The organism is Streptomyces sp. L500, assembly GCF_054551825.1.
Window position 1 is genome coordinate 48925 of sequence record NZ_JBTOLC010000022.1, and the last position, 21609, is coordinate 70533.

Here is a 21609-nt window from a genome sequence, read left to right on the forward strand (position 1 = left end):
CTGGAGACAGAGAGCCGCACGCTGGAGACAAAAAGCAGGGGAGACGGAGAGCAGGCCAGGACAGACCGGAGGAGGTCCCGGATGGTCGCAAGCCGGCAGGCCGTGCTCGCGGAGGTCACCGACCGGCCCCTCGGCGAACACGCCGTGCGCTGGGCGGCCGACGAGGCGGCCCTCCGGAGCCTCCCTCTGCGGCTGCTGCACGTCCAGGCGGGGGCGGCGATCACCCTGCCGGACGCGGAACCCGAGAGCCGGGCCCACACCTGGGCGACGTACCTCCACGCGCGAGGGGAGACGCTGCTGCGCGAAGCACGCGACCAGGCGCTGCGCCACCACCCCGAGCTGGAGATCGACACCGTGCCGGCCGCCGGGCGACCCGCACGGGTCCTGCGGGAAGCCGCCCGGTCCGCGAGTCTCGTCGTCCTGCCCACACCACGCCACGCCGTGGCGGACTCGCTCTTCACCCCCCGGGACGAGGCCGACGCCCTGAGCGGACATCCGGCCTGCCCGGTCGTGCTCGTGCGGGAGCCGCTCCCCGGTGTGCCGGACGACGCGCCCGTGGCGGTCGGGGCGGACGGCTCGCCCTCGGCGGGGGTCGCCGTCGACCTGGCCTTCGAGGAGGCGTTCCTGCGCGGGCTGGGCCTGGTCGCGATCCTGGTCCGCACGCCCCGGGACGCGGGGAGAGCCGACGCCCTGGCGGAGGTCCGGGCGGACCTTTCGGAGTCCCTGGCGGAGTACCGGGAGCGGTACCCGGGTGTCGAGGTCCGGCAGGACGTCCTCGTCGGCGACCCCGCGGCGATGCTCGCCTCGGCGTCCCGCCACGCGCGCTGCCTCGTGGTCGGCACGCGCAGAAGAAGCGGACTGAAGGAAGCGCTGCTCGCCTCGACCAGCCGTACCCTGATCCACGGCACCGACTGCCCGTTGATCATCGCCCCGGCCCCGGCGGCGCCCTGACGCCTCGTGAGGTCGCGGGTCCCGGGCGGCCCGACGGGCGCTCGCCACCGCCTCGCGTCCCCCCGACTGCGGCCGCGCGCCCCGCCGGACGCCCTTACCGCCGGCGGATCTTCCATGCCACGGTGATGAGAGTCGACCAGTCGTGCGCGTGGTGGGGAGACGCCTCCGTGGTGCATACCGTCATCGGTGTCAGTCCCTTCGGCGAACCCGACGCGCGCATCGCGGCCGCCGTCTGCGCGGCAGGCGGCCTCGGAGTGCTCGATCTCGGACGCGGTGACCGCCGGGCACGGGAGGCACTGGGCCAGATGCGCCGATGGGCGCACGGCGCCTTCGGGGTGCGAATCCCGGACGGGTGCGCGCTGCGGCCGGAGGAGGTGCTCGGCCCGGACGCCGAGGCGGGACCGCGCACGGTCCTCCTGGCCCCCGGCGTGCGATGGCCCGTGGACCGGGCGCGGAAGGTGACCGTGCTCGCCGAGGCGCGCTCGCTGGCCGAGGCACGCGCCGCCGTACGGGTCGGCGCGGCCGGCGTCATCGGCCGGGGGAGCGAATGCGGCGGCCCCACCGGCGAGCTGTCGACCTATGTGCTCCTCCAACAGCTCCTGGCAGCCGAGGACTTGGGCGTACCGGTGTGGGCGTGCGGCGGGATCGGGCCCCGCACGGCCGCCGCCGCCGCGATCGCCGGAGCCGCCGGAGTCGTGCTCGACGTCCAACTGGCGCTGTTGGCCGAGGCGGCCACCCCCTCCTGGCTCGCCCGCCTGCTGCGCTCGTCGGACGGCACCGGCACCACCGTCCTCGACGGGCGACGCGTGCTGGATCCCGGCCACCCCGCCCTTCGGTCCGCGCCGCGCGGGCGCGCCGTGCCGTTCGGCCAGGACGCGTTCCTCGCGGAGAGATTCGCCCGCGACCACCGCACCGCGGCGGTCGCCGTACGCGCCCTGCGCACCGCCGTGGACGAGGCGCTCCGGGACCCCGGCGCACCACGGCTGCTGCGCCCCGGCTCGGCCATGAGCCGGGCGCTGGGCACCGCCCTCCCGGTCGTCCAGGGGCCGATGACGCGCGTCAGCGACCAGGCGCGGTTCGCGGCCGCCGTGGCGGACGAGGGCGGGCTCCCGGTCGTCGCGCTCGCCCTGGCGGGCCCCGGCGGCACACGATCGCTCCTCAAGGAGACGGGCGCCGCGCTCGACGGCCGGCCGTGGGGCGTCGGCATCCTGGGCTTCGCGCCCGAGCCGGTGCGCGCCGCGCAACTGGAGGCCGTGGGGGAGCTGCGCCCCTCCCACGCCGTCCTCGCCGGCGGCCACCCGGCACAGGCGGCCGCGCTGGAGGCGCTCGGCATCCGGACGTTCCTCCAGGCCCCGTCCCCCGGGCTGCTCGGGCAGTTCCTGGCCGCCGGCGCGCGGCGGTTCGTCTTCGAAGGCGCCGAGTGCGGCGGCCACATCGGGCCACGCAACGCCTTCCCGCTGTGGGAGGCCCAGCTCGGCGTCCTCACCGACTTCCTGGCCGCGCGGAAGGACGACGGGCCGGCGGGCGTCGAGGTGCTGTTCGCGGGCGGGGTGCACGACGCCCGGTCGGCGGCCATGGTGGCCGCCCTGTCCTCGGGTCTCACCGAGCGCGGGGTGGCGGTCGGCCTGCTCATGGGCACCGCGTACCTCTTCAGCCGCGAGGCGGTGGAGTGCGGCGCGGTACGGCCGCTCTTCCAGCGCACGGTCGCCGCGGCGGAGCGCACGGTCCTGCTCGACGCCGCCCCCGGGCACGTCATCCGCTGCGCCCCGAGCCCGTACACCGACGCCTACGCCGCCCACAAGGAGGAGCTGCGCCGGGAGGGGATCTCCGGGCGGGAGGCGTGGGACCGGCTGGAACGGCTCAACATCGGGCGGCTGCGCGTCGCCAGCAAGGGCGTCGAGCGGGTGGGCGAGGCGCTGCGGGAGGTGGACGAGCGGCGGCAGTCGGAGGAGGGCCTCTTCATGGCCGGGGAAGTGGCGGTGCTGCGGCAGGCCGTCACCACCGTGGCCGAGCTCCACCGGGACGTGACGGACGGCGCGGCGGCCTTCTACGAGCGGAGGTCCGCGTCCCCGGCCGGGGACCACACATCGGATTCCCGCGCGGGGGACAGGCCGCCCGTGCCGGAGCCGCTGGACGTCGCGATCGTCGGGATGGCCTGCATGTTCCCCGGCGCGCCCGACCTGCCGGCGTTCTGGGCCAATGTCCTGGGCGGCGCCGACGCCGTCACCGAGGTGCCCGCCTCGCGCTGGGACCCGGCGCTGCACCACGGCGAGGGCGCCCGGGCCGGGGACGTCTCGGCGTCCAAGTGGGGCGGCTTCCTGCCCGGCATCGCCTTCGACCCCCTCCGCTACGGCATCCCGCCCTCCTCGCTCGCCTCCGTCGAGCCCGTGCAGCTGCTGGCCCTGGAAGCGGCCCGCCGGGCCCTGGCGGACGCCGGGTACGAGCACCGGGCGTTCCCGCGCGACCGTACGTGCGTCGTCTTCGGCGCGGAGGCGGGCAGCGATCTGTCCCACGCGATCACCCTGCGGACCGTCCTGCCGTCCTATCTGGGCGGGCGGCTCCCGAAGGAGCTGGAGGAGCGGCTGCCACGGCTGACCGAGGACTCGTTCCCGGGCATGCTGGCCAACGTCGTCTCGGGCCGGATCGCCAACCGGCTCGGGCTCGGCGGGGCCAACTTCACCGTCGACGCGGCCTGCGCCTCCTCGCTGGCCGCGCTCGACGCCGCGTGCAAGGAACTGGTGACGGGAGCCGCGGACGTCGCCCTGTGCGGGGGAGCGGACCTGCACAACGGGATCAACGACTACCTGCTCTTCTCGTCGGTGCGCGCGCTGTCCCCCACCGGCCGCTGCCGTACGTTCGACGCCGACGCGGACGGCATCGCGCTGGGCGAGGGCGTCGCGTGCCTCGTACTGAAGCGCCTGGCGGACGCGCGCCGCGCCGGGGACCGGGTCTACGCGGTGGTCAAGGGCGTCGGCTCGTCCAGCGACGGCCGGTCGCTCGGGCTGACCGCGCCACGGCCGGAGGGGCAGCGCACGGCCCTGGAGCGGGCCTACGCGCAGGCCCGGATCTCCCCGGCCCGCGTCGGCCTGCTGGAGGCGCACGGCACCGGCACGGCGGTCGGCGACCGCACGGAACTGGGCGTGCTGTCGGAGGTGTTCGCGGCGGCCGGCGCGGAGCCGGGCGGGTGCGTGGCCGGTTCGGTGAAATCGCAGATCGGCCACACGAAGTGCGCCGCCGGCCTGGCCGGGCTGATCAAGACGGCGCTGGCGCTCCACACCGGGGTGCGGCCGCCGACGCTCCACCTGCGGCGGCCCGATCCGGCGTGGCGGGCGGACAGCAGCCCGTTCGTCTTCCACGACCGGGCGCTGCCCTGGGCGGCGGAGCCGGCCGCCGAGCGCGTGGCCGGCGTCAGCGCCTTCGGCTTCGGCGGCACCAACTACCACGTGGTGCTGGAGGGCGGGGACGACGTGCCGCCACGGCGGCATGTCGGCGGCTGGCCGGCGGAGCTGTTCCTCTTCCGCGGCGACGCGGCGATCGAGGACCTGCTGCGGCTGGCGGAGACGAACGAGTCCCACGCGATCCGCGACGCCGGCGACGCGGAGGCGGTGTGGCGGCCGTGGCGGCTGCGCGATCTGGCGCTGACGGCGGCACGCCGGGCGGCGGACACGGCGGCCGGGCCGGTCACCGCGGCGGTGGTCGCGTCGTCCCCGGCCGAACTGCCCGGGCTGCTGAGGGCCGCGCTGGCCGGGCGGTCAGGGCCGGGCGTGCTCCTGCCCGGGCCCGAGCGGGTCGCGGGGGAGACGGCGTTCCTGTTCCCGGGGCAGGGCAGCCAGCGGCCCGGCATGCTGGCCGAGCTGTTCGTCGCGTTCCCGGAGACGCGCCGGCATCTGCGCGGCGCTCCGGTGTCCCGGATGTTCCCGCCGGCCGCGTTCGGGCCGGACGAGCGCGAGGCGCGGCGGCGCCGGCTCGCCGATACGCGCAACGCGCAGCCGGCCCTCGGCGCGGCCTGTCTGGCCGTCCACGACGTGCTGGCCGAGCTCGGGATCCGCCCGGCGATGGCGGCGGGGCATTCGTACGGGGAGCTCGTGGCGCTGTGCGCGGCCGGTGTGTTCCCCGCCGACGCCCTGCCGGAGCTGAGCGCGCTGCGGGCCGGGGCGATGGCAGCGGCGGCGGGTGACGAGCCGGGCGCCATGGCGGCCGTGCCGGCGGGAGCGGCGGAGGTCGAGGCTGTGCTGGAGGCCGCCGGACTGGCCGGCCGGGTGGTGATCGCCGCCCGTAACTCCCCGGCCCAGACGGTCGTCTCGGGCCCGGAGGAGGCGGTGCGGCTCGGGGTGGCGGCGCTGGAGGACGCGGGCTTCGGGGCCCGCCGGCTCGATGTGGCGTGCGCCTTCCACAGCCCGGTGATGGAGGGGGCGGCGGGCGCGTTCGGCGCGGTGCTCGCCGAACGCCCCTTTCGGGCCCCGGAGTTCCCGGTGTGGTCCAACGAGACGGCGGCCCCGTACCCGGCGGACGCGGCCGGTGCGCGGGCCCGGCTGACCGGGCAGATCACGGCGCCGGTGCGGTTCGCCGAGCAGATCGAGGCGATGTACGAGGCCGGTGCCCGCGTCTTCGTCGAGGCGGGCCCGGGCACGGCCCTCACCGGGCTCGTCCGCGCCACGCTCGGCGACCGCCCGCACCTGGCCGTGCCCTTCGAGCCGCACGCCGACGCGGGGCTGCGCGGGCACCTGGAGTCGCTGGCCCGGCTGGCCGTGTCGGGCGGCGTACCGGTCGACGCGGCGGCCCTGTTCGCGGGGCGGGACGCGGTCGTGGCCGATCCGGAGCGGCTGCCGGAGCGGCCGGGGTGGATCGTGGACGGCCATCTGGTCCGGACGGCGGAGGGCGCGTTCCCGCCGGGAGCGCTGAGGCCGGCGCGGTCCGGAGGTCCCGGGCCGGAGCTCGCGGCTGTGGGGCGGGCCGTGAGCTCCGGCCCGGCGGCCGGGTCCGGCGAGGCGCTGCTGAGGGAGTTCCTGCGCGGCAGCCGCGAGGCGGTGGCGGCGCAGCGGGACGTGCTGCTCGCGTACTTGGGCGATCGGCGGCGAGACGACGGCGCGGTTCCCGTGACCGTCCCCGAGCGGGTGCCGGCCGTGGCCGACGTCCCCGCCGCGTCCGGGGGTCGGCCCGCGGCCGACCGGCCCGACGTGCTGGGCACCGTACTGTCGGTGATCAGTGAACGGACCGGCTATCCACGGGAGATGATCGAGCCCCACCTCGATCTGGAGGCCGACCTCAGTGTGGACTCCATCAAGCGGACGGAGATCGCGGGCGAGCTCGTGCAGCGGCTGGCACGGGCGGGGCTGGAACTGCCGTCGGCCGCCGACACCGACGTGGAGGCGCTGGCCCGGGCCCGCACCGCGGTGGAGATCGCCGAATGGCTGACGGCGCGGGCGGGGGAGCGGCCCGCGTCCGCCCTCTCTGCCGTCCCCGCGGAGGCGGTTGGTACCGGTACGACGGGTACCGCTCCCGGGCGGTACGTCCTGCGCTCCGTGCCCCTTGACGACGCGCCTGCGGCGGACGGCTCCACGGTGCTGCGGGACAGCCGTTTCCTCGTCCTCGACAACGAGAACGGCCCTCTTGCGGAGGCCCTCGCCGGGCGGCTGCGGGAGCTGGAGGCGCGCGTCACGTTGTCCGGCGGCGACACGGCCGAGGACTCCGGCCGGCCGGACGGGGTGATCCACCTCGTCGGCCCCGGCGAGGAGGCGGCGGGCTCCGTGCTGCCGGACACCTTCCCCCGCTACCAGGAACTGCTGCGGCGCGGACCGCGCTGGCTGCTCTGCGTACGCCAGGCGGACCCCGGCGACCGGGGGGACGCCGGGCTGGGCGGCTTCTTCCGCACCGTGGCGCGCGAATACCCGGGGACGACCGCCCGCGTCGTGTCCGTCCCCCGGGAATGGTCCGCCGCGCAGGTCGTCGACGCGATCCTCGGAGAACTGCTCGCACCGGACCGCGCACCCGTCATCGAACGCGCCGAACGCGGTCGCCGCCTGGCCGTCGCCGAGCCCCGCGAGGCCACGCCGGCCCGGTCGGCGGTACCGGGCCCGGTGGCGGCGCCGGGCGCGGTGGCTGCGTCGGGCCCGGTGGCCACGCTTGACGGGCCGGTGGCCGCCCGGCGAGGGACTGACCGGTCGGCCGTCGCCCGGCAGGCCGTCGGTCGGCTTGGGCTCGGGCCCGAGGCCGTCGTGTTGTTCGCGGGTGGCGCGCGGGGGATCGGTTCGCGGTTCGCCGTCGCGCTCACCGCCGCCTCCGGCTGCCGGGTGGAACTGCTCGGCCGCACCGGCGACATCGACGCCGCGGAGCCACCGGGCACGGCGGGCGTCAGCGGCCGGGCCGCGCTGCGAGCGGCGCTGGCCGCGCACGGCCGCCTCGGTCCGGCCGGGATCGAACGCGAGGTGGGCCTGATCACGGCCCGGCGCGGGACCGTCGCGACCCTCGACCGGATCCGCGCCGCCGGCGGACAGGCCGGTTACCGCACCGTCGACCTGCGGGACGCGGAGGCCGTCGAGCAGGCGGTCAAGGAGACCCACGCCCGCCACGGGCGGATCGACGGCGTGGTGTACGCCGCCGGGATCGTCGAGGACAAACTCATCGCCGACAAGGACCCGGCTTCCTTCCGCCGGGTGTACGAGACCAAGACGGAAGGGGCCCGCGCGCTGCTCACCGCGCTCCGCCGGATCCCCGAACCACCCCGGTTCGTCGTGCTGTTCGGATCCGTCGCGGCCGTCTCCGGCAACCGCGGCCAGGCCGACTACGCCGCCGCCAACGACGCGCTCGCCGTCCTGGGCCGGCGGTGGCGGCGGGCCACGGGCGCCCGCGCGCTCACGGTGCACTGGGGGCCGTGGGCCCCCGACGCCGAACACGGCGGGATGGTGGGCCCCGAGCTCGCCCGAGAGTACGCGCGGCGCGGCATCGGCCTGATCGCCCCGGAGGAGGGCGTCGCGGCACTGCTCGGCGAACTCGCGTGGGGCGACGACGACACGGACGAGGTCGTCCACGCCGCCCCGGGGTGGCAGCCGTGACAGTGGGACAGACACCCGTGGCCATCGTCGGCATGGCGGTGACCCTGCCCGGCGCGGACGGCCTCGAACAGTACTGGCACAACCTCGTCACCGGCGTCGACGCCGTCTCCCAGGTCCCCGAGGGCCGCTGGGACCAGGAGGCATACGGGCCCGACGCCATCTACTGCCGGCGCGGCGGGTTCGTCGACGACCGGCTGGCCGGCTTCGACCCGGCCGCGTTCGGCATCATGCCCGGCGCCGTCCCGGCCACCGAACCCGATCAGCTCATCGCCCTCCACACGGCCGCCGCCGCGCTCGCGGACGCGGGCGGCCTGGCCACGAGCGACCGGACCCGCGCCGGGGTGGTACTGGGCCGCGGCGGCTATCTGACGGCCGGGCTCGCCCGCCTCGACCAGCGGGTGCGCACCGCCGGGCAACTGGTCCGCACGCTGCGGGAGCTGCTGCCCGAGCTCGGCGAGCAGCGCCTGGCGCGGGTCCGCGCCGCCTTCGAGGAGGCGCTCGGACCGGACGACCCCGGCTCGGTGATCGGGCTCGTGCCCCACTTCGCCGCCTCGCGCGTCGCCAACCGCCTGGACCTGCGCGGCCCCGCGTACACGGTCGACGCGGCCTGCGCCTCGTCGCTCCTGGCGGTGCGGCAGGCGATCACGGAACTGGCCGCCGGGCGCTGTGACGTGATGCTGGCGGGCGGCGTGCACCACTGCCACGACGTGACGCTGTGGTCCGTCTTCGCCCGGCTCGGAGCGCTGTCCCCGTCGCAGCGGATCCGTCCCTTCCACCGGGAGGCGGACGGGGTGCTCATCGGCGAGGGGACGGGCGTCGTCGTCCTCAAACGGCTGGCGGACGCCGTACGCGCCGGCGACCGGGTGTACGCGGTGGTGAGCGGGGCCGGGGTGGCCGGTGACGGGCGCACCGCGAGCCTGGTGACGCCGGACCCCGACGGCCAGGTACGGGCGGTGCGGCTCGCCTGGGAGGCGGCGGGCGTGGACCCCCGCGCCCCGGGGTCGATCGGCCTGCTGGAGGCGCACGGCACCGGGACGCCGCAGGGGGACGCCGCCGAGATCGCCACGCTGCGCCGGGTCTTCGGCCCGCCGGACGGCGCGGACGCTCCCGGCTCTCCCGGCGCTCCCGCCGCTCCCGACGCGGTGATCGGCTCGGTCAAGTCGATGATCGGCCACACCATGCCGGCGGCGGGGGCGGCGGGCCTGATCAAGGCCGCGCTGGCCCTCCACCGGCGGACGCTCCTGCCCACCCTCCACTGCGAGGACCCCCACCCGGACCTGCTCGCCACGCGCTTCCGCCCGGCCGCCGAGGCGCGCCCCTGGGAGGCGGAGACCCGGCGGGCCGGGGTCAACGCCTTCGGCTTCGGCGGCATCAACGCCCACGTGGTGCTGGAGGAGTTCCGCCCGCCACCCGGCCCGGCCCGCGGAACAGCCCCCGGCCCGGTCCGCCCGCGCGCCGGTGCGGTGACCACGGCCGTGACCGAGCCCGAACCGGTGCTGCGCCTCGCCGCCGGCACGCCCGAGGAGCTGCGCGCGCTGCTCGACGCCGACGACCCGAGTCTGCGCGTCCCGAGCACGGGTACGGGAGGCGCGCGGCTGGTGGTGGCCGGGCCGAGCGCCGAGCGGCTCGCCCTGGCCCGGAAGCTGGTCGCGCGCGGCCGGGCGTGGGGCGGCCGGCGCGACGTGTGGTTCGCGCCCCGGCCGGTGCTCGGACCGGCCGGCGGTGGGCGCACCGCCTTCCTCTTCCCCGGCCTGGAAGCGCGTTTCACGGACCGGGGTGACGACCTCGCCCGCCACTTCGGGCTGCCCCGCCCCCGCTGGGGGACGGCCCGGGTCGGTGACGTGGCGGAGCACGGCGCCGCCGTCGTCGACAGCGGACGGCTGCTGGCCGCCGTGCTGCGGCGGTGCGGCATCGAGGCCGAGGCCCTGGCCGGCCACAGCGTCGGCGAATGGGCGGCGATGGGCGTCGGCGGCATCTTCGCCGACGGCGAGGTGGAAGGGTTCCTGCGGACGTTCGACCCCGGGGCGCTCCACGTGCCGGACCTGGCCTACGTGACCTTCGGCGCGCCCGCCGCCCGGGTCGCGGCGGCCCTGGCGGGGGTGCCGGAGGTCGTCCTCTCCCACGACAACGCGCCCCACCAGACGGTCGTCTGCGGCCCGGCGCGGCACGTGGCGGCCGTGACCGAACGGCTGCGCGCCGAGGGCGTGACCGGCCGACGGCTGCCCTTCGCCTCGGGCTTCCACACGCCCATGCTGGCGCCGTACCTCGGGCCGATCCGGGAGACGATGGAGCGCTTCACCCTCCACCGGGCCACGACGCCGGTGTGGTCGGGCACGACCTGCGCTCCCTTCCCCGACGACCCCCCGGCGGTGCGGGACTTGTTCGTGCGCCACCTGCTGGAGCCGGTCCGCTTCCGCGGCCTCGTCGACGCCCTTCACGCCGCCGGGTTCCGGGCCTTCGTCCAGGCCGGCGAGGGCCAACTGCCCGCCCTGGTGGGCGACACGCTCGGCGAGCGGGAGCACCTGGCGGTCACGGCGGTGCACGCCCGCCGGGGCGCCCTGCCCCAGTTGAGCCGGGTCGTGGCCGGGCTGTGGGCGTTCGGGGCGGACCCCGACTTCCGCGCCCTGCCCACCGGCGGACGGACCGGCGCACGAGCCGGGGTGCGACTGGCGCTGGACGCCGGCCCCGTGTCCCTGAAGCCCGCGACACGGGACCGGCTGCGCACGGCCCTCAGCGGATCTCTGAGAGGATCCCTCGGCGGGCCGGACCGGCTGGACGCGGTGGCCGGGCGTTTCCCCGAGGCGGGGGAGCTGCGGGACCTGCTGGCCGAGACGGCCGACGCCGCCACGGCCGTCTTCACGGCCCTGGAGACACCCCGCCACGCGGTGGCGCCCGCCCCGCGCGCGGCAGGCGGCGGCCCGGCGCCCGGATCGATGCTCGACCCGGCGTCGGGTCCGGTGCCCGGCCCGGCGTCCAGTGCCGACTCCGGCCCGCTGCCCGGCCCGGCGTCTGGCCCGGCCTCCGGCCCGGTGCGTGGTCCGGCCCCCGGTCCGGCCCCCGGCCCGGCGCGTGGCCCGGTGCGTGGTCCGGCCTCCGGTCCGGCCTCCCGGGCCGCGTCCGGCCCGCCGCCCGCCGGGCCGGGCGCCCGGCCCGAGGCCGGGACGGCCGCCGTCCATCGTGGTCCCGTGCTACGGGTGAGCCTGGACACCATGCCCTACCTGGTGGACCACTGCTTCTTCGCCCAACGACCGGGCTGGCCCGACCTCGGCGACCGCTGGCCCGTCGTGCCCGCCACGACGCTCGTCCGGCACATGACCGACGCGGTGGCGGCCGCCGGGGGCGGCACACCGGTGGCCGTGCGGGACGCCCGGTTCCTCGAATGGCTGGCCGCCGAGCCGCCCGTCGACGTACCCGTGACCGTGGCCCCGGACGGGCGACGGGCGGACCGCCGGCACGTCGAGCTCGGCCGGTACGCGCGCGCCGACGTCGAGACCGCGCCCCGCCACCCGGCACCACCCGCCGCCTGGCCCGTACCGGCGGGCGAATCCGTGCCCACGGTCTCGGCCCGGCGGATGTACGAGGAGCGGTGGATGTTCCACGGCCCGCTCTTCCGCGGCGTCACCGCCGTCACCGCGCTCGGCGACCGGCACGTACGCGGCGTGCTCACCGCCCCGCCCGCCCCCGGCGCGCTGCTCGACAACGCGGGGCAACTGCTGGGCTACTGGCTCATGGCCACCCGCGCCGACCGCACCGTCGTGCTGCCCTCCGGGATCCGCGACATCCGCTTCCACGGCCCGGAACCGGCCCCCGGCACGCGCGTCGACTGCCACATCCGCGTCACCTCGCTCACGGAGACCCTGCTGACGGCCGACCTCCAGCTCGGCCGCGACGGCACGGTCTGGTGCGAGATCCGTGGCTGGGCGGACCGCCGGTTCGACTCGCCGGCCGTCACCGAGGGCATCCGGCGGCGGCCCGGGCACAGCACCGTGGCCCAGGCGCGGGACGGCGGCTGGCATCTGGTCTTCGACCACTGGCCCGATCCCGCCTCCCGCGAGCTGACGGTGCGCAACCTGATGGGCCGCGCCGAGCGCCGGGCCTACGCGGAGCGGCCGCCGCGCGGCAGACGGCAATGGCTGCTCGGCCGGATCGCCGCCAAGGACGCCGTCCGCCACCACCTGTGGCAACGCGGCGCGGGGCCGGTCTTCCCCGCCGAGATCCGCGTCCGCAACGACGCTGACGGACGGCCGCACCCGGAAGGCGTCCACGGCCGGGAGCTCCCGCCGCTCGCCCTGTCGCTCGCCCACTGCGAAGAGGCCGCCGTCGCCCTCGTCCGCCCGGCCGGTGCCGCGCCCGTCGGCATCGACATCGAGGAGATCCGCGAGCGGCCGGCGGCCACCCGCGACGCCGTCCTCGCCGACGACGAACAGACGCTCCTCGACCGGCTCGGCGGCGGGCCGCGGGCCCTCACCCGCGTCTGGGCGGCCAAGGAGGCCGCGGCCAAGGCGGAAGGCACCGGGCTGATGGGGCGGCCGCGCGACTTCCGGGTGCGCCTGGACGAGGACGGCCGGACGACCGTGCGCGCACCCTCCGGCCGCGTCCACTCCGTGTCCTTCGCCGAGACGGCCAACCCCTCCGGCCTGCGTCCCCGGCGGTACGTCGTCGCCTGGACCGAGGACGCCACCCGGACCGGGGACGAGGCCGACGACCACCCCCGGCAGCACCAGGAGGAGAACACCCCGTGACCACCACCCCCACCCCCGACGCGTCCGCCCCGGCCCATGGCCCGGACGAGGCCGAGGTCCTCACCGCGCTCACCGAGGCCATGTCCGCCGTGCTCGACCCGGTCGAGCTGGCGGCCACGCCCCTCACCATGGACACGCGGTTCGTCGAGGACCTGGACCTGGAGTCGATCGACCTGGTGACGCTCACCGGCCTGCTCGGGAGCCGGTACGGCGACCGCGTCGACTTCCCCCGGTTCTTCGCCTCCCTCGAACTGCCGGAGATCATCGGGCTCTCCGTCGGGCAGGTCGTCCGCTACGTCGCCGGTTGCCTGCGGTGACGGCGGTCCGCTCCCCACGGCTGAACGTGACCCGCATGGGGCGGCCCGGCGGGGCCACCGTCGTCCTGGTGCACGGCATCGCGATGGACAACCTCGCCAGCTACTACTTCACCGTCGCCCCCGCCTGTGCCGCCGCCGGGCACCAGGTGGTGATGTACGACCAGCGCGGGCACGGCCGCAGCGAGCGCCCCGCCAGCGGCTACCGCCTGGAGGACTTCACCGGCGACCTCGCCGCCCTCCTCGACGGCCTGCGCCCGTCCGGCGACGTCCACCTCGTCGGGACGTCCTTCGGCGGCACCGTCGCCCTCGACTACGCGCTCCACCACCCGGGCCGGCTCGCCAGCGTCCTCGTCGTCGAGTCGGAACCGCCCACCCCGGCCTGGGCCGGGAAACTCAGCGGCATCCTCGCCGACGCGGCGCGGCGGCTGCGCGACGAACGGGCCCTGCCCTGGCTCGCGGAGCACTACGGCGGGCACGAGGCGAGACTGGGCCGCCGATCCTGCCCGCTGCTGCACGGCACTACAGCCGCCGAGGACATCGCGGCCAGCCGCGTTCCCGCCGAGGACCGCTGGCGCACCCTCGACGTGCCCGTCCTCGCCGTCTACGGCGGCGCCTCCGACCTCGCGGAGACGGCACCCCACCTGGAGTCCCTGCTTCCCGACTGCCGCACCGTGCGCGTCGACGGGTACGGCCACTCCGTCCTCGTCGAAGCACCCCGGACGGTCGCCGGAATCCTCGTGGACTGGCTCGGCTCGGGGCACCGGGCCGGGGCGGCGGCAAGGACATGAACGGTCCTGGAGAGAGGCGCCGGCGCTTCCTCTTCGTCGTGCCACCGCTCGTGGGACACATCAATCCGGCCGCCGGCGTCGCGGCCGAACTCGCCGGACGCGGCCACCGGGTGGGCTGGGCCGGCTGCCCCGAGCTCATCCGGGAGTGGGCCGGGCCCGACGCGCGGACGTACCCCTGCGCGACCCTCCGCGAAGTGCGCAGACCGCCGGCACTGCGTGGCTTCGCCGCGCTGCGCTTCCTGTGGGAGGACTTCCTGGGGCCGCTCGCCACGGCCATGGCGCCCGGCGTGCGGGAGGCCGTCGCCGCCTTCCGCCCGGACGTGCTCGTCGCCGACCAGCAGGCGCTGGCCGGCGCTCTGACCGCCGAACGGCTCGGCGTCCCCTGGGCCACCTCGGCCACGACCCCCGCCGAGTTCTCCGCCGCGCTCACCGCGACGCCCAAGGTCGAGGAGTGGATCGCGGGGCTGCTCGGCGGCCTGCGCACCTCCCTCGGCGACCCGGCGTACACCCACGACCCGCGCTTCTCACCGCACCTCGTCCTGGTCTTCACCACCGGAGCGCTGGCGGGCGAGCCCCCGGTCCACCGGCCGCAGAGCCGCTACGTGGGACCCGCCCCGGCCACCCGCACCCCCGGCGTCCCCTTCCCCTGGGAATGGCTGGACCCGGGCCGGGCCACCGTGCTCGTCTCCCTGGGCACCGCCAACACCGATACCGGCGACCGTTTCCTCACCGAGTGCGCCGTGGCCGTACGCGCGCGGGCCCGCACCACGCAGGCGGTGATCGCCGACCCGGGCGGCGCACTCGGCGGGATGTCCGACGACGACGTGCTGACCGCCACCCGGCTGCCCCAACTCGCCCTGATGGAACGGGCGTCGGCCGTCGTCTGCCACGCCGGGCACAACACCGTCGCGGAGTCCCTGTGGCACGGGGTGCCCCTCGTCGTCGCGCCGATCCGGGACGACCAGCCCGTGGTCGCCACCCAGGTCACGGCGGCGGGCGCCGGCGTCCGGGTGCGCTTCGGCCGCGATGACCGGCACACCATCGGAGCCGCGCTGGACGACGTCCTCACCGATCCCCGGTACCGGGCGGCCGCCCACCGCGTCCGTGACTCCTTCCACGCGGCCGGAGGCAGCCGGGCAGCCGCAGCGCACCTCGAACGACTGGCGGCCCGCGCCGCACGACCCGAAAGACGGTGAAACCCATGGACCGACGCGCCGAGGCCGCCCGCCTCCGCCCCGCCTACCAGCGCGAACTCGCCCTGGGCACGGAGCGCTTCCACCACCCCCGCAGCACCGAGTGCCCCTGGTGCGGATCGGCCCGGCTGCGTACCCGGCTGCGCACCGTCGACCTGCTCCAGCGCAAGCCCGGAACCTTCGTCCTCGACCAGTGCCGCGACTGCGCCCACTCCTTCCAGAACCCCCGGCTCACGGCGGACGGCCTCGACTTCTACTACCGGGACTTCTACGACGGCTTCAGCGGCGAAGCCCTCAAAGGCATCGCCGACGCCGGATTCACCCGCAAGCGCTACCTCGCCGCCGCCCGCTCCGTCCTCCCGTTCCGCCGACCGAAGCGCTGGCTGGACGTCGGCACCAGCAAGGGCCACTTCCCACAGGCCGCCCGGGAGATCCACCCGTCCACCGTCTTCGACGGCCTGGACATCGGCGAGGGCGTGGAGCACGCCGAGCGCCTCGGCCGCGTCACCGAAGGCCACCGGGGCCGGCTCACCGACCTCGCGCCCAAGCTGGCGGGCCGCTACGACGTGGTCAGCATGTTCCACTGCCTCGAACACACCCCGGACCCGCGCCAGGAGCTCGCCGCCGCCCTCGCGGTCCTCGAACCGGGCGGCCACCTGGTGATCGAGGTGCCCGACCCCGAGTGCCTCACGGCCAGGATCCTCGGCCGCTGGTGGGTCCCGTACTTCCAGCCGCAGCACCTCCACCTCATCCCCCTGGCCAATCTGTGCGCCGAACTGGAGTCGCTGGGCTGCACCGTCGTCGCCGTCGACCGGCGGGAACCCCACATCCCCGTCGACCTGGCCGGCGCGGTCCTCCTCGCCCTGAGCCGGTTCCTGCCCCGGGACGACGCCCCCTGGCACCCCGCCCCGCCCGGTCCGCTCCGGCGGGTCCTGCGCCCCGCCCTCTTCCGGGCGGCCGTTCCCCTGCTGATCGCCGCCTTCGTCTTCGAGCAGCTCACGGCCCCGCTCGTCCGCCGCACCCGGTTCTCCAACGCGTACCGGGTGGTGGCACGCGCGGGAGGCGTCGACGGCGGCTGACCCGGGTTGCGGCCGCAGGGCGCGGGGCGTGAGCTGGAGAGGCCGGAGTTCCGGCTTCCGAACGCGCACGAGGCAGCACGAGGGAGCTGACATGAAGGCTCTGACCTGGCACGGGAAGCGTGACGTCCGCGTGGAGACCGTTCCCGACCCCCGGATCGAGGAACCCACGGATGTGATCGTCCGCGTCACCTCGACCGGGATCTGCGGCTCGGACCTCCACCTCTACGAAGTCCTCGGGCCCTTCCTGGAAACGGGGGACATCCTCGGTCACGAGCCGATCGGCATCGTCGAGGAGACCGGCCCCGACGTCACCGCCGTCGCCGCCGGCGACAGGGTCGTCGTGCCCTTCAACATCGCGTGCGGGAACTGCTTCATGTGCGACCAGGGCCTGCAGTCGCAGTGCGAGACCACCCAGGTGCGGTCGCACGACAAGGGTGCCGCGCTGTTCGGCTACAGCAAGCTCTACGGCCAGGTCCCCGGCGCGCAGGCCGAGTTCCTGCGCGTCCCGTTCGGAGACACCATGCCCGTCAGCGTGCCGCACGGGCCGCCGGACGAGCGGTACGTCTACCTCTCCGACGTCCTGCCCACGGCCTGGCAGGCCGTGGAGTACGCGGCCGTCCCGCCCGGCGGCAGCCTGACGGTCCTGGGCCTGGGGCCGATCGGCGACATGGCCGCCCGGATCGCCCTCCACCGCGGCGCCGGCCTGGTCATCGGCGTGGACCTGGTGCCCGAACGGCTCGCCCGGGCCGCCGCGCGCGGCGTCACGACGCTCGACCTGCGCGACCACAGCGCCGACGGCGGCGACGTGGTCGCCGCCGTCCAGGAGCTGACCGAGGGCCGGGGGACCGACGCGGTCATCGACGCCGTCGGCATGGAGGCACACGGCTCACCCGGCTGGAAGGCCGCCCAGCAGTTCACCGGGCTGCTGCCCGGCCCATGGGCGCGGAAGCTGATGGAACACGCCGGCGTCGACGCCATGGCGGCGCTCCACACCGCGATCGCGATCGTACGGCGAGGCGGCACCGTCTCCGTCTCCGGCGTGTACGGCGGCATGACCGACCCGATGCCGATGATGACGCTCTTCGACAAGCAGGTGCAGCTGCGCATGGGCCAGGCCAATGTCCGGCGCTGGGCGGGGGAGATCCTCCCGCTGCTGGACGACGCGGACACGCTCGGCGTCGAGGGCTTCGCGACGCACGTCCTCCCGCTGGAGGACGCTCCCGAGGCGTACCGGACGTTCCAGGCCAAGGGGGACGGGATGGTCAAGACGCTGCTGACGCCGGCGTCGGCGGCCGCGTGACCTGGGGCACCCCGGCAGGCCGTGAGCAGGGCGTTTCCATGGTGTGAGCCACCGCATATCGGACGCGCTTCCCCGGGTGGGGAAGCGCTTGTGACCATGTCGGGGATGCCGGAGCCGCCCTGAGAGGGCCGGGCCCGGCGTTTTCCCGGCCCGTGCCCTGTGGGGTGCTCGCTGCCCCGGACGGGGGTGCGTTGGTGGCCGGCCCGCTGCCCCGACCTCCGGACCGGACCTTTGCGCTTCCCCTTCCGTAGTTTCCGTGGTTTCCGTCGTCATGCCGGTTTTGGTGTTTCTGGTGATCGGTCGGCGTGGCGTTGTCTGCGCAGCCGGAGTATGCGGTGGTGGTCGGCGGCGAATCTGGTGTCGAACCTGGGCACGTGGATGCAGCTGACCGTGCAGAACCTGCTGGTCCTGCAGCTGACGGGCTCGGCCGCGGCGACGGGGCTGTCGCTGTCGGTGCAGGCCGCGCCGGGTCTGCTGTTCGGTCTCCTCGGTGGCGCGGTGGTGGACCGCTGGCCGCGGAAGCTGACCGCGGCGGTGAGCCAGGCGATGCTGGCGCTGGTGGCCTTCACCACGGCCGCGCTGGTGGCCTTCGGCGAGCTGTCCCTGCCGGTGCTGATGGGCCTGTCGGCGGTCACCGGTCTGATCGCCACCGTCGACGGCCCGGCGACCTCGCTGCTGGGCAACGATCTCGTCCCCGAGCGGGACGTTCCCTCCGCGATCGCGCTCGGCTCGGTGGTGCACAGTGTCGGCCGGCTGGCGGGCACCGCCCTGGCCGCCGTGGGCATCGCCGTGATCGGCACGGCGGGCGCGTATGTGGTCAACGGTCTGTCGTTCCTCTTCGTGACCGCCGTCATCCCCTTCCTGCGCCTGCACCCGCAGCCCGCCGCGGTGGTGCCCGCCGAGCGGGAGGCGGACACCCGTGGGGGTCTGGCGTTCTTCTTCAGCCGCCGCACCCTGGTGGCGCTGGCCGTGATCGGCGCGGTGAGCGCGGTCCTGGGCCGTAACTACCAGCTCACCCTGGCCACCCTGGTCACCGGCCCGCTGCACGGCGGCGCGGGTGCCTACGGCCTGGTCTCCGCCCTGCTCGCCGTCGGCGGCATCGTCGGCGCCGTCGTGGCCGGGCGGCTGCGCAGGCCCACGGTCCGGCTGGTGGCGCTGCTGGCGGCGGCCGGTGCCGTGCTGCAGATCGTGGCCGGGCTCAGCCCCGTCCTCGGCATGCTGCTGCTGATGGTCGTGCCCATGGCCATCGCCGAGTCGGTCGTCGACACCGCGACCACCACCGTGCTGCAGACCGATCCTCCGGCGCACATGCGCGGCCGGGTGCTGGGCGTGTGGCGGAGCGTGAGCACCGGGTGGAGCCTTGCCGGGCCGCCGATGCTGGGACTGCTGGTGCAGGGCGCCGGTGAGCGCGGCGCGCTGGTGATCGGTGGTGTGGTGATCGTCGCCGTCATCGGCGCCGGCACCCTCGCCCGCCGCCGCACCACGGCGGTCCCTGCCGTCGTCGCCCCTGTACGGGCCGCCGAGCCCGCCTTCCAGACAGCCGCCTGACCGGAACCGCTCCGGGCCGCGATCACACGATCGCGGCCCGTATTGGTTTGACTCCCGGAGCCGGCGGCGTTCGCGCATGCCCTGCGGGCGCGCAGGCCCGGCGAGACCAGGGGCTTCGAGCGCGAGGCCCCCTACCGGCGGCTGTCCGACGCCGCACCCTGGGCCGCGTTCATGAGCCGATGCGCCTGCTGGTGAGCGACGGCACCGACGGCGCGGCCCGCGGCGGGAAGAAGCGGCCCCTCATGCGGCGCCCGGAGCCGGAACGGGACGAGCGGGCGGGACCCCCGGCCGGAGGCGTTCCGTGACCGCCCGGCACGCCTCCGTCGGCGTCGTCGTAGCCACCCGCGACCGCGCCGACCGGCTCGCCACCGCCCTCGGCCGGCTCACCGCCCTCCCCGAGAACCCCGAGATCGTCGTGGTCGACGACGCCTCCACTGACGGCACCGCCGCCATGGTCCGCGCCCCGCTCGGGCCCACGGCGTGCTGAGCCTGACCACGCCCTTCGCGGCCTTCAGCGACGACGACTCCTGGTGGGCGCCCGGCGCCCTGTCCCGCGCCGTCCGCCTCATGCGCGACCACCCTCGCCGTCGCCGCGACGGCCCACCGGGACCCGGGACCCGCGCGGCCCTGTCCGAGACCCTGGCCCGTCTCCCGGCCGCCCTCGCGCGCCGCCGCCCGCTGCCACCCGGCCTGGAGGCCGACATCCGGCTGCTGGAACGGCCCGCCCGCCCGGGTGCCGGGGACCCGCCCCCGCCTTCGGCCAGGTCCTGGCCGCCGCGCCGCCCGGGCGAACGCCGCCTAGGCTGGGGACGAGAGGGAGCCCCCGGCCCCCTGGACACGGAACGGTCCTGGCGGAACGGTCCTGGACAAGGAACGGTGTGGTCATGGAGCGCAGCAGCAAGCACGGCCCCAAGAAGGACGACGAACTGAAGAAGGCGACGCAGCACCAGGCCCGCACGGGCCGCATGACGCGATCGGAGGAGTGGCGGGACCCCGAGGCGCTGGAGCACGACGAGGACTCCCCGCGCAAGCAGCACCCCCGCGATAAGTGACCCGGCGCGAGAACTGACCCGGCACGGGAAGTGAGTCGCGGCCTCAGCGGCGGGCCTCGGCGGTCGCCCGCGCGTTGGCCTTGATCCAGGTCCGCTGCGCCTTGGCGCCGGAACGCCTTTCGACCTCCGCCTCCTCAGGCGGCGTGCTGGTTGTAACGGTCGGCGGCGCGGTCGTTGAGGACCGTCAGCCGGCCCAGCGCCGCCGAGCCCGTCTCGTGGGCGGCCTCGTGCCCGGGCACCAGGTGCCGCGGGTCCGGTCCGGGGCCGGGCAGCAGCCGGGCGGCCAGCGACAGCGCTCGGGTCGTCGTCGCCGGCGCCACGCCGTGCAGCCGCACGCCCGCCTTGGCCAGGGCGGTCAGCACCAGCTCCGGCCGGCCGCGCTCGGCGGCGCGGACGATCGCCCGCGCGGCCCGCTCGGCGTCCATCGACAGCAGCGGCAGTCCCGCCGCGGCCGCGAACCACGCGTACTCGCGCCCCGCCTGACCGCTGAAGCGCGCGCCCCGGTGCGAGCCGGTGCGCATCAGCCCCGGCAGCACGGTCGTCACGCTGATGCCCTCCTGCGCCAGTTCCGCCCGCAACCCCTGGGAGAACCCGGCGGCGGCGAACTTCGCGGCGTCGTAGGGCAGCAGATGGGGCGCGGGGACGCGGCCGCCGATCGAGGAGATGTTCACGATCCGGCCGCGGCCGCGCTCGCGCATGCCCTCCAGCGCGGCGAGGGTCAGCCGCAGCGGGGCGAAGTACATGGTCTCCATGGCGGAGCGGAAGTCGTCCTCGGTCATGGCGCCCAGCGGCCCCACCTGGATCACACCGGCGTTGTTGACCAGCACGTCGAGGCTGCCGAACGCCTCCGTGGTGGCGTCCACCAGTTCCAGGGCGACACCGGGCCCGGTCACGTCGGCCGTGACCGAGCGCACCCGCGCGCCGTTCCCGCGGCTCTCGCGGACGAACGCCTCGGCCCGTTTCAGTTCCGCCGCGTCACGGGCGCACAGCATCACGGAACAGCCCCGACGGGCCAGTTCACGCGCGATGAGCAGACCCAGGCCGCGCGAGGATCCGGTGACCAGCGCTGCCTGCCCGTCCAGCCGTCCTTTGCGGTGCACAGTCCACCTCCCGGGTGAGCCTCTACCAGTGTCCTCCGGGTGGGCCGGTCGTGCTTGCCGGGGCGGTCGGGCGGCCGTCCGGGCGGCCGCCCGGGTGGTCGGGCGGCGCGCGCCTCATGTCCCGGACCGGCGCGGGGTACCCCGGCGGCCATGGCCAAGACGAACCCCATCGAGCTCCAGAAGTGCCTCAAGGGCATGGACTACCCGGCGTCCAAGGACGCGCTGGTCGACCACGCCAAGAAGCACGGAGCCAAGAAGGACACCATCGACGCGCTCAGCGCCATGCCCGGGAAGGAGTACGACTCGCCTGCCGCCGTCACCAAGGCCGCGGTGAAGGAGAACAAGACTTGAGGACCCGACGGGCCCCGGTCCGTCACCGGATCACGCACCGGTTCACGCGGTGGCGGTCCGGGAGTCCGCGTCGGTGGCGGCCGGGACCAGCCGGGCGAGCCCGCCGTCCCAGTAGGCGGCGAGGACGTCCGTGCCC

12 protein-coding genes and 1 pseudogene are annotated in these 21609 nt (G+C 76.1%); 12 read left to right on the forward strand and 1 reads right to left on the reverse strand.

The genetic code is table 11. From position 1 onward, the window contains the following. Positions 1-81 precede the first annotated feature (81 nt). The 11 genes and pseudogenes from ACX9I7_RS20635 to ACX9I7_RS20685 all read left to right on the forward strand — a co-directional run bounded on the left by ACX9I7_RS20635 (position 82) and on the right by ACX9I7_RS20685 (position 20022). On the forward strand, positions 82-951 hold the full coding sequence (locus ACX9I7_RS20635) for a universal stress protein (RefSeq protein ID WP_387570711.1): 870 nt from the start codon (positions 82-84) through the stop codon (positions 949-951). Positions 952-1076: 125 nt separating this feature from the next. Continuing rightward, positions 1077-8003: an SDR family NAD(P)-dependent oxidoreductase gene (locus ACX9I7_RS20640; RefSeq protein WP_459388139.1), complete on the forward strand. Its 6927-nt coding sequence runs from the start codon at positions 1077-1079 to the stop codon at positions 8001-8003. Further along, positions 8000-12745: a beta-ketoacyl synthase N-terminal-like domain-containing protein gene (locus ACX9I7_RS20645; protein ID WP_459388140.1), complete on the forward strand. Its 4746-nt coding sequence runs from the start codon at positions 8000-8002 to the stop codon at positions 12743-12745. Before ACX9I7_RS20640 ends, ACX9I7_RS20645 begins: the two co-directional genes overlap by 4 nt. Continuing rightward, on the forward strand, positions 12742-13062 hold the full coding sequence (locus tag ACX9I7_RS20650; RefSeq protein ID WP_387570720.1) for an acyl carrier protein: 321 nt from the start codon (positions 12742-12744) through the stop codon (positions 13060-13062). Before ACX9I7_RS20645 ends, ACX9I7_RS20650 begins: the two co-directional genes overlap by 4 nt. 35 nt (positions 13063-13097) lie before the next feature. Then, entirely contained in the window at positions 13098-13850 is a 753-nt protein-coding gene (locus ACX9I7_RS20655; RefSeq protein ID WP_386729559.1) for an alpha/beta fold hydrolase, read from the forward strand. Next, on the forward strand, positions 13847-15046 hold the full coding sequence (locus ACX9I7_RS20660) for a glycosyltransferase (protein ID WP_387570724.1): 1200 nt from the start codon (positions 13847-13849) through the stop codon (positions 15044-15046). Before ACX9I7_RS20655 ends, ACX9I7_RS20660 begins: the two co-directional genes overlap by 4 nt. Before the next feature lie 5 nt (positions 15047-15051). Next, positions 15052-16122, forward strand: a complete 1071-nt coding sequence (locus tag ACX9I7_RS20665) for a class I SAM-dependent methyltransferase (RefSeq protein ID WP_387570726.1) — start codon at positions 15052-15054, stop codon at positions 16120-16122. Between the two features lie 91 nt (positions 16123-16213). After that, positions 16214-17422, forward strand: a complete 1209-nt coding sequence (locus ACX9I7_RS20670; protein WP_387570727.1) for an alcohol dehydrogenase catalytic domain-containing protein — start codon at positions 16214-16216, stop codon at positions 17420-17422. Positions 17423-17653: 231 nt separating this feature from the next. Next, positions 17654-18970, forward strand: coding sequence for an MFS transporter (locus ACX9I7_RS20675; protein ID WP_459388141.1), 1317 nt, complete (start codon positions 17654-17656; stop codon positions 18968-18970). Between the two features lie 301 nt (positions 18971-19271). Beyond that, a pseudogene (locus tag ACX9I7_RS20680) lies at positions 19272-19900 on the forward strand (glycosyltransferase family 2 protein). Beyond that, on the forward strand, positions 19855-20022 hold the full coding sequence (locus ACX9I7_RS20685) for a hypothetical protein (RefSeq protein ID WP_387570735.1): 168 nt from the start codon (positions 19855-19857) through the stop codon (positions 20020-20022). The pseudogene ACX9I7_RS20680 and the gene ACX9I7_RS20685 overlap by 46 nt, the downstream one beginning before the upstream one ends. 134 nt (positions 20023-20156) lie before the next feature. Here the strand turns inward: ACX9I7_RS20685 and ACX9I7_RS20690 are convergent, their stop codons facing one another. Beyond that, the gene (locus ACX9I7_RS20690; protein WP_387570738.1) at positions 20157-21122 is read right to left on the reverse strand and encodes an SDR family NAD(P)-dependent oxidoreductase; all 966 of its coding nucleotides are present in this window, start codon (positions 21120-21122) and stop codon (positions 20157-20159) included. Between the two features lie 150 nt (positions 21123-21272). On the opposite strand from ACX9I7_RS20690, the gene ACX9I7_RS20695 reads away from it, so the two are divergent. Continuing rightward, positions 21273-21473: a DUF2795 domain-containing protein gene (locus ACX9I7_RS20695; RefSeq protein WP_387570741.1), complete on the forward strand. Its 201-nt coding sequence runs from the start codon at positions 21273-21275 to the stop codon at positions 21471-21473. Positions 21474-21609: the final 136 nt, after the last annotated feature.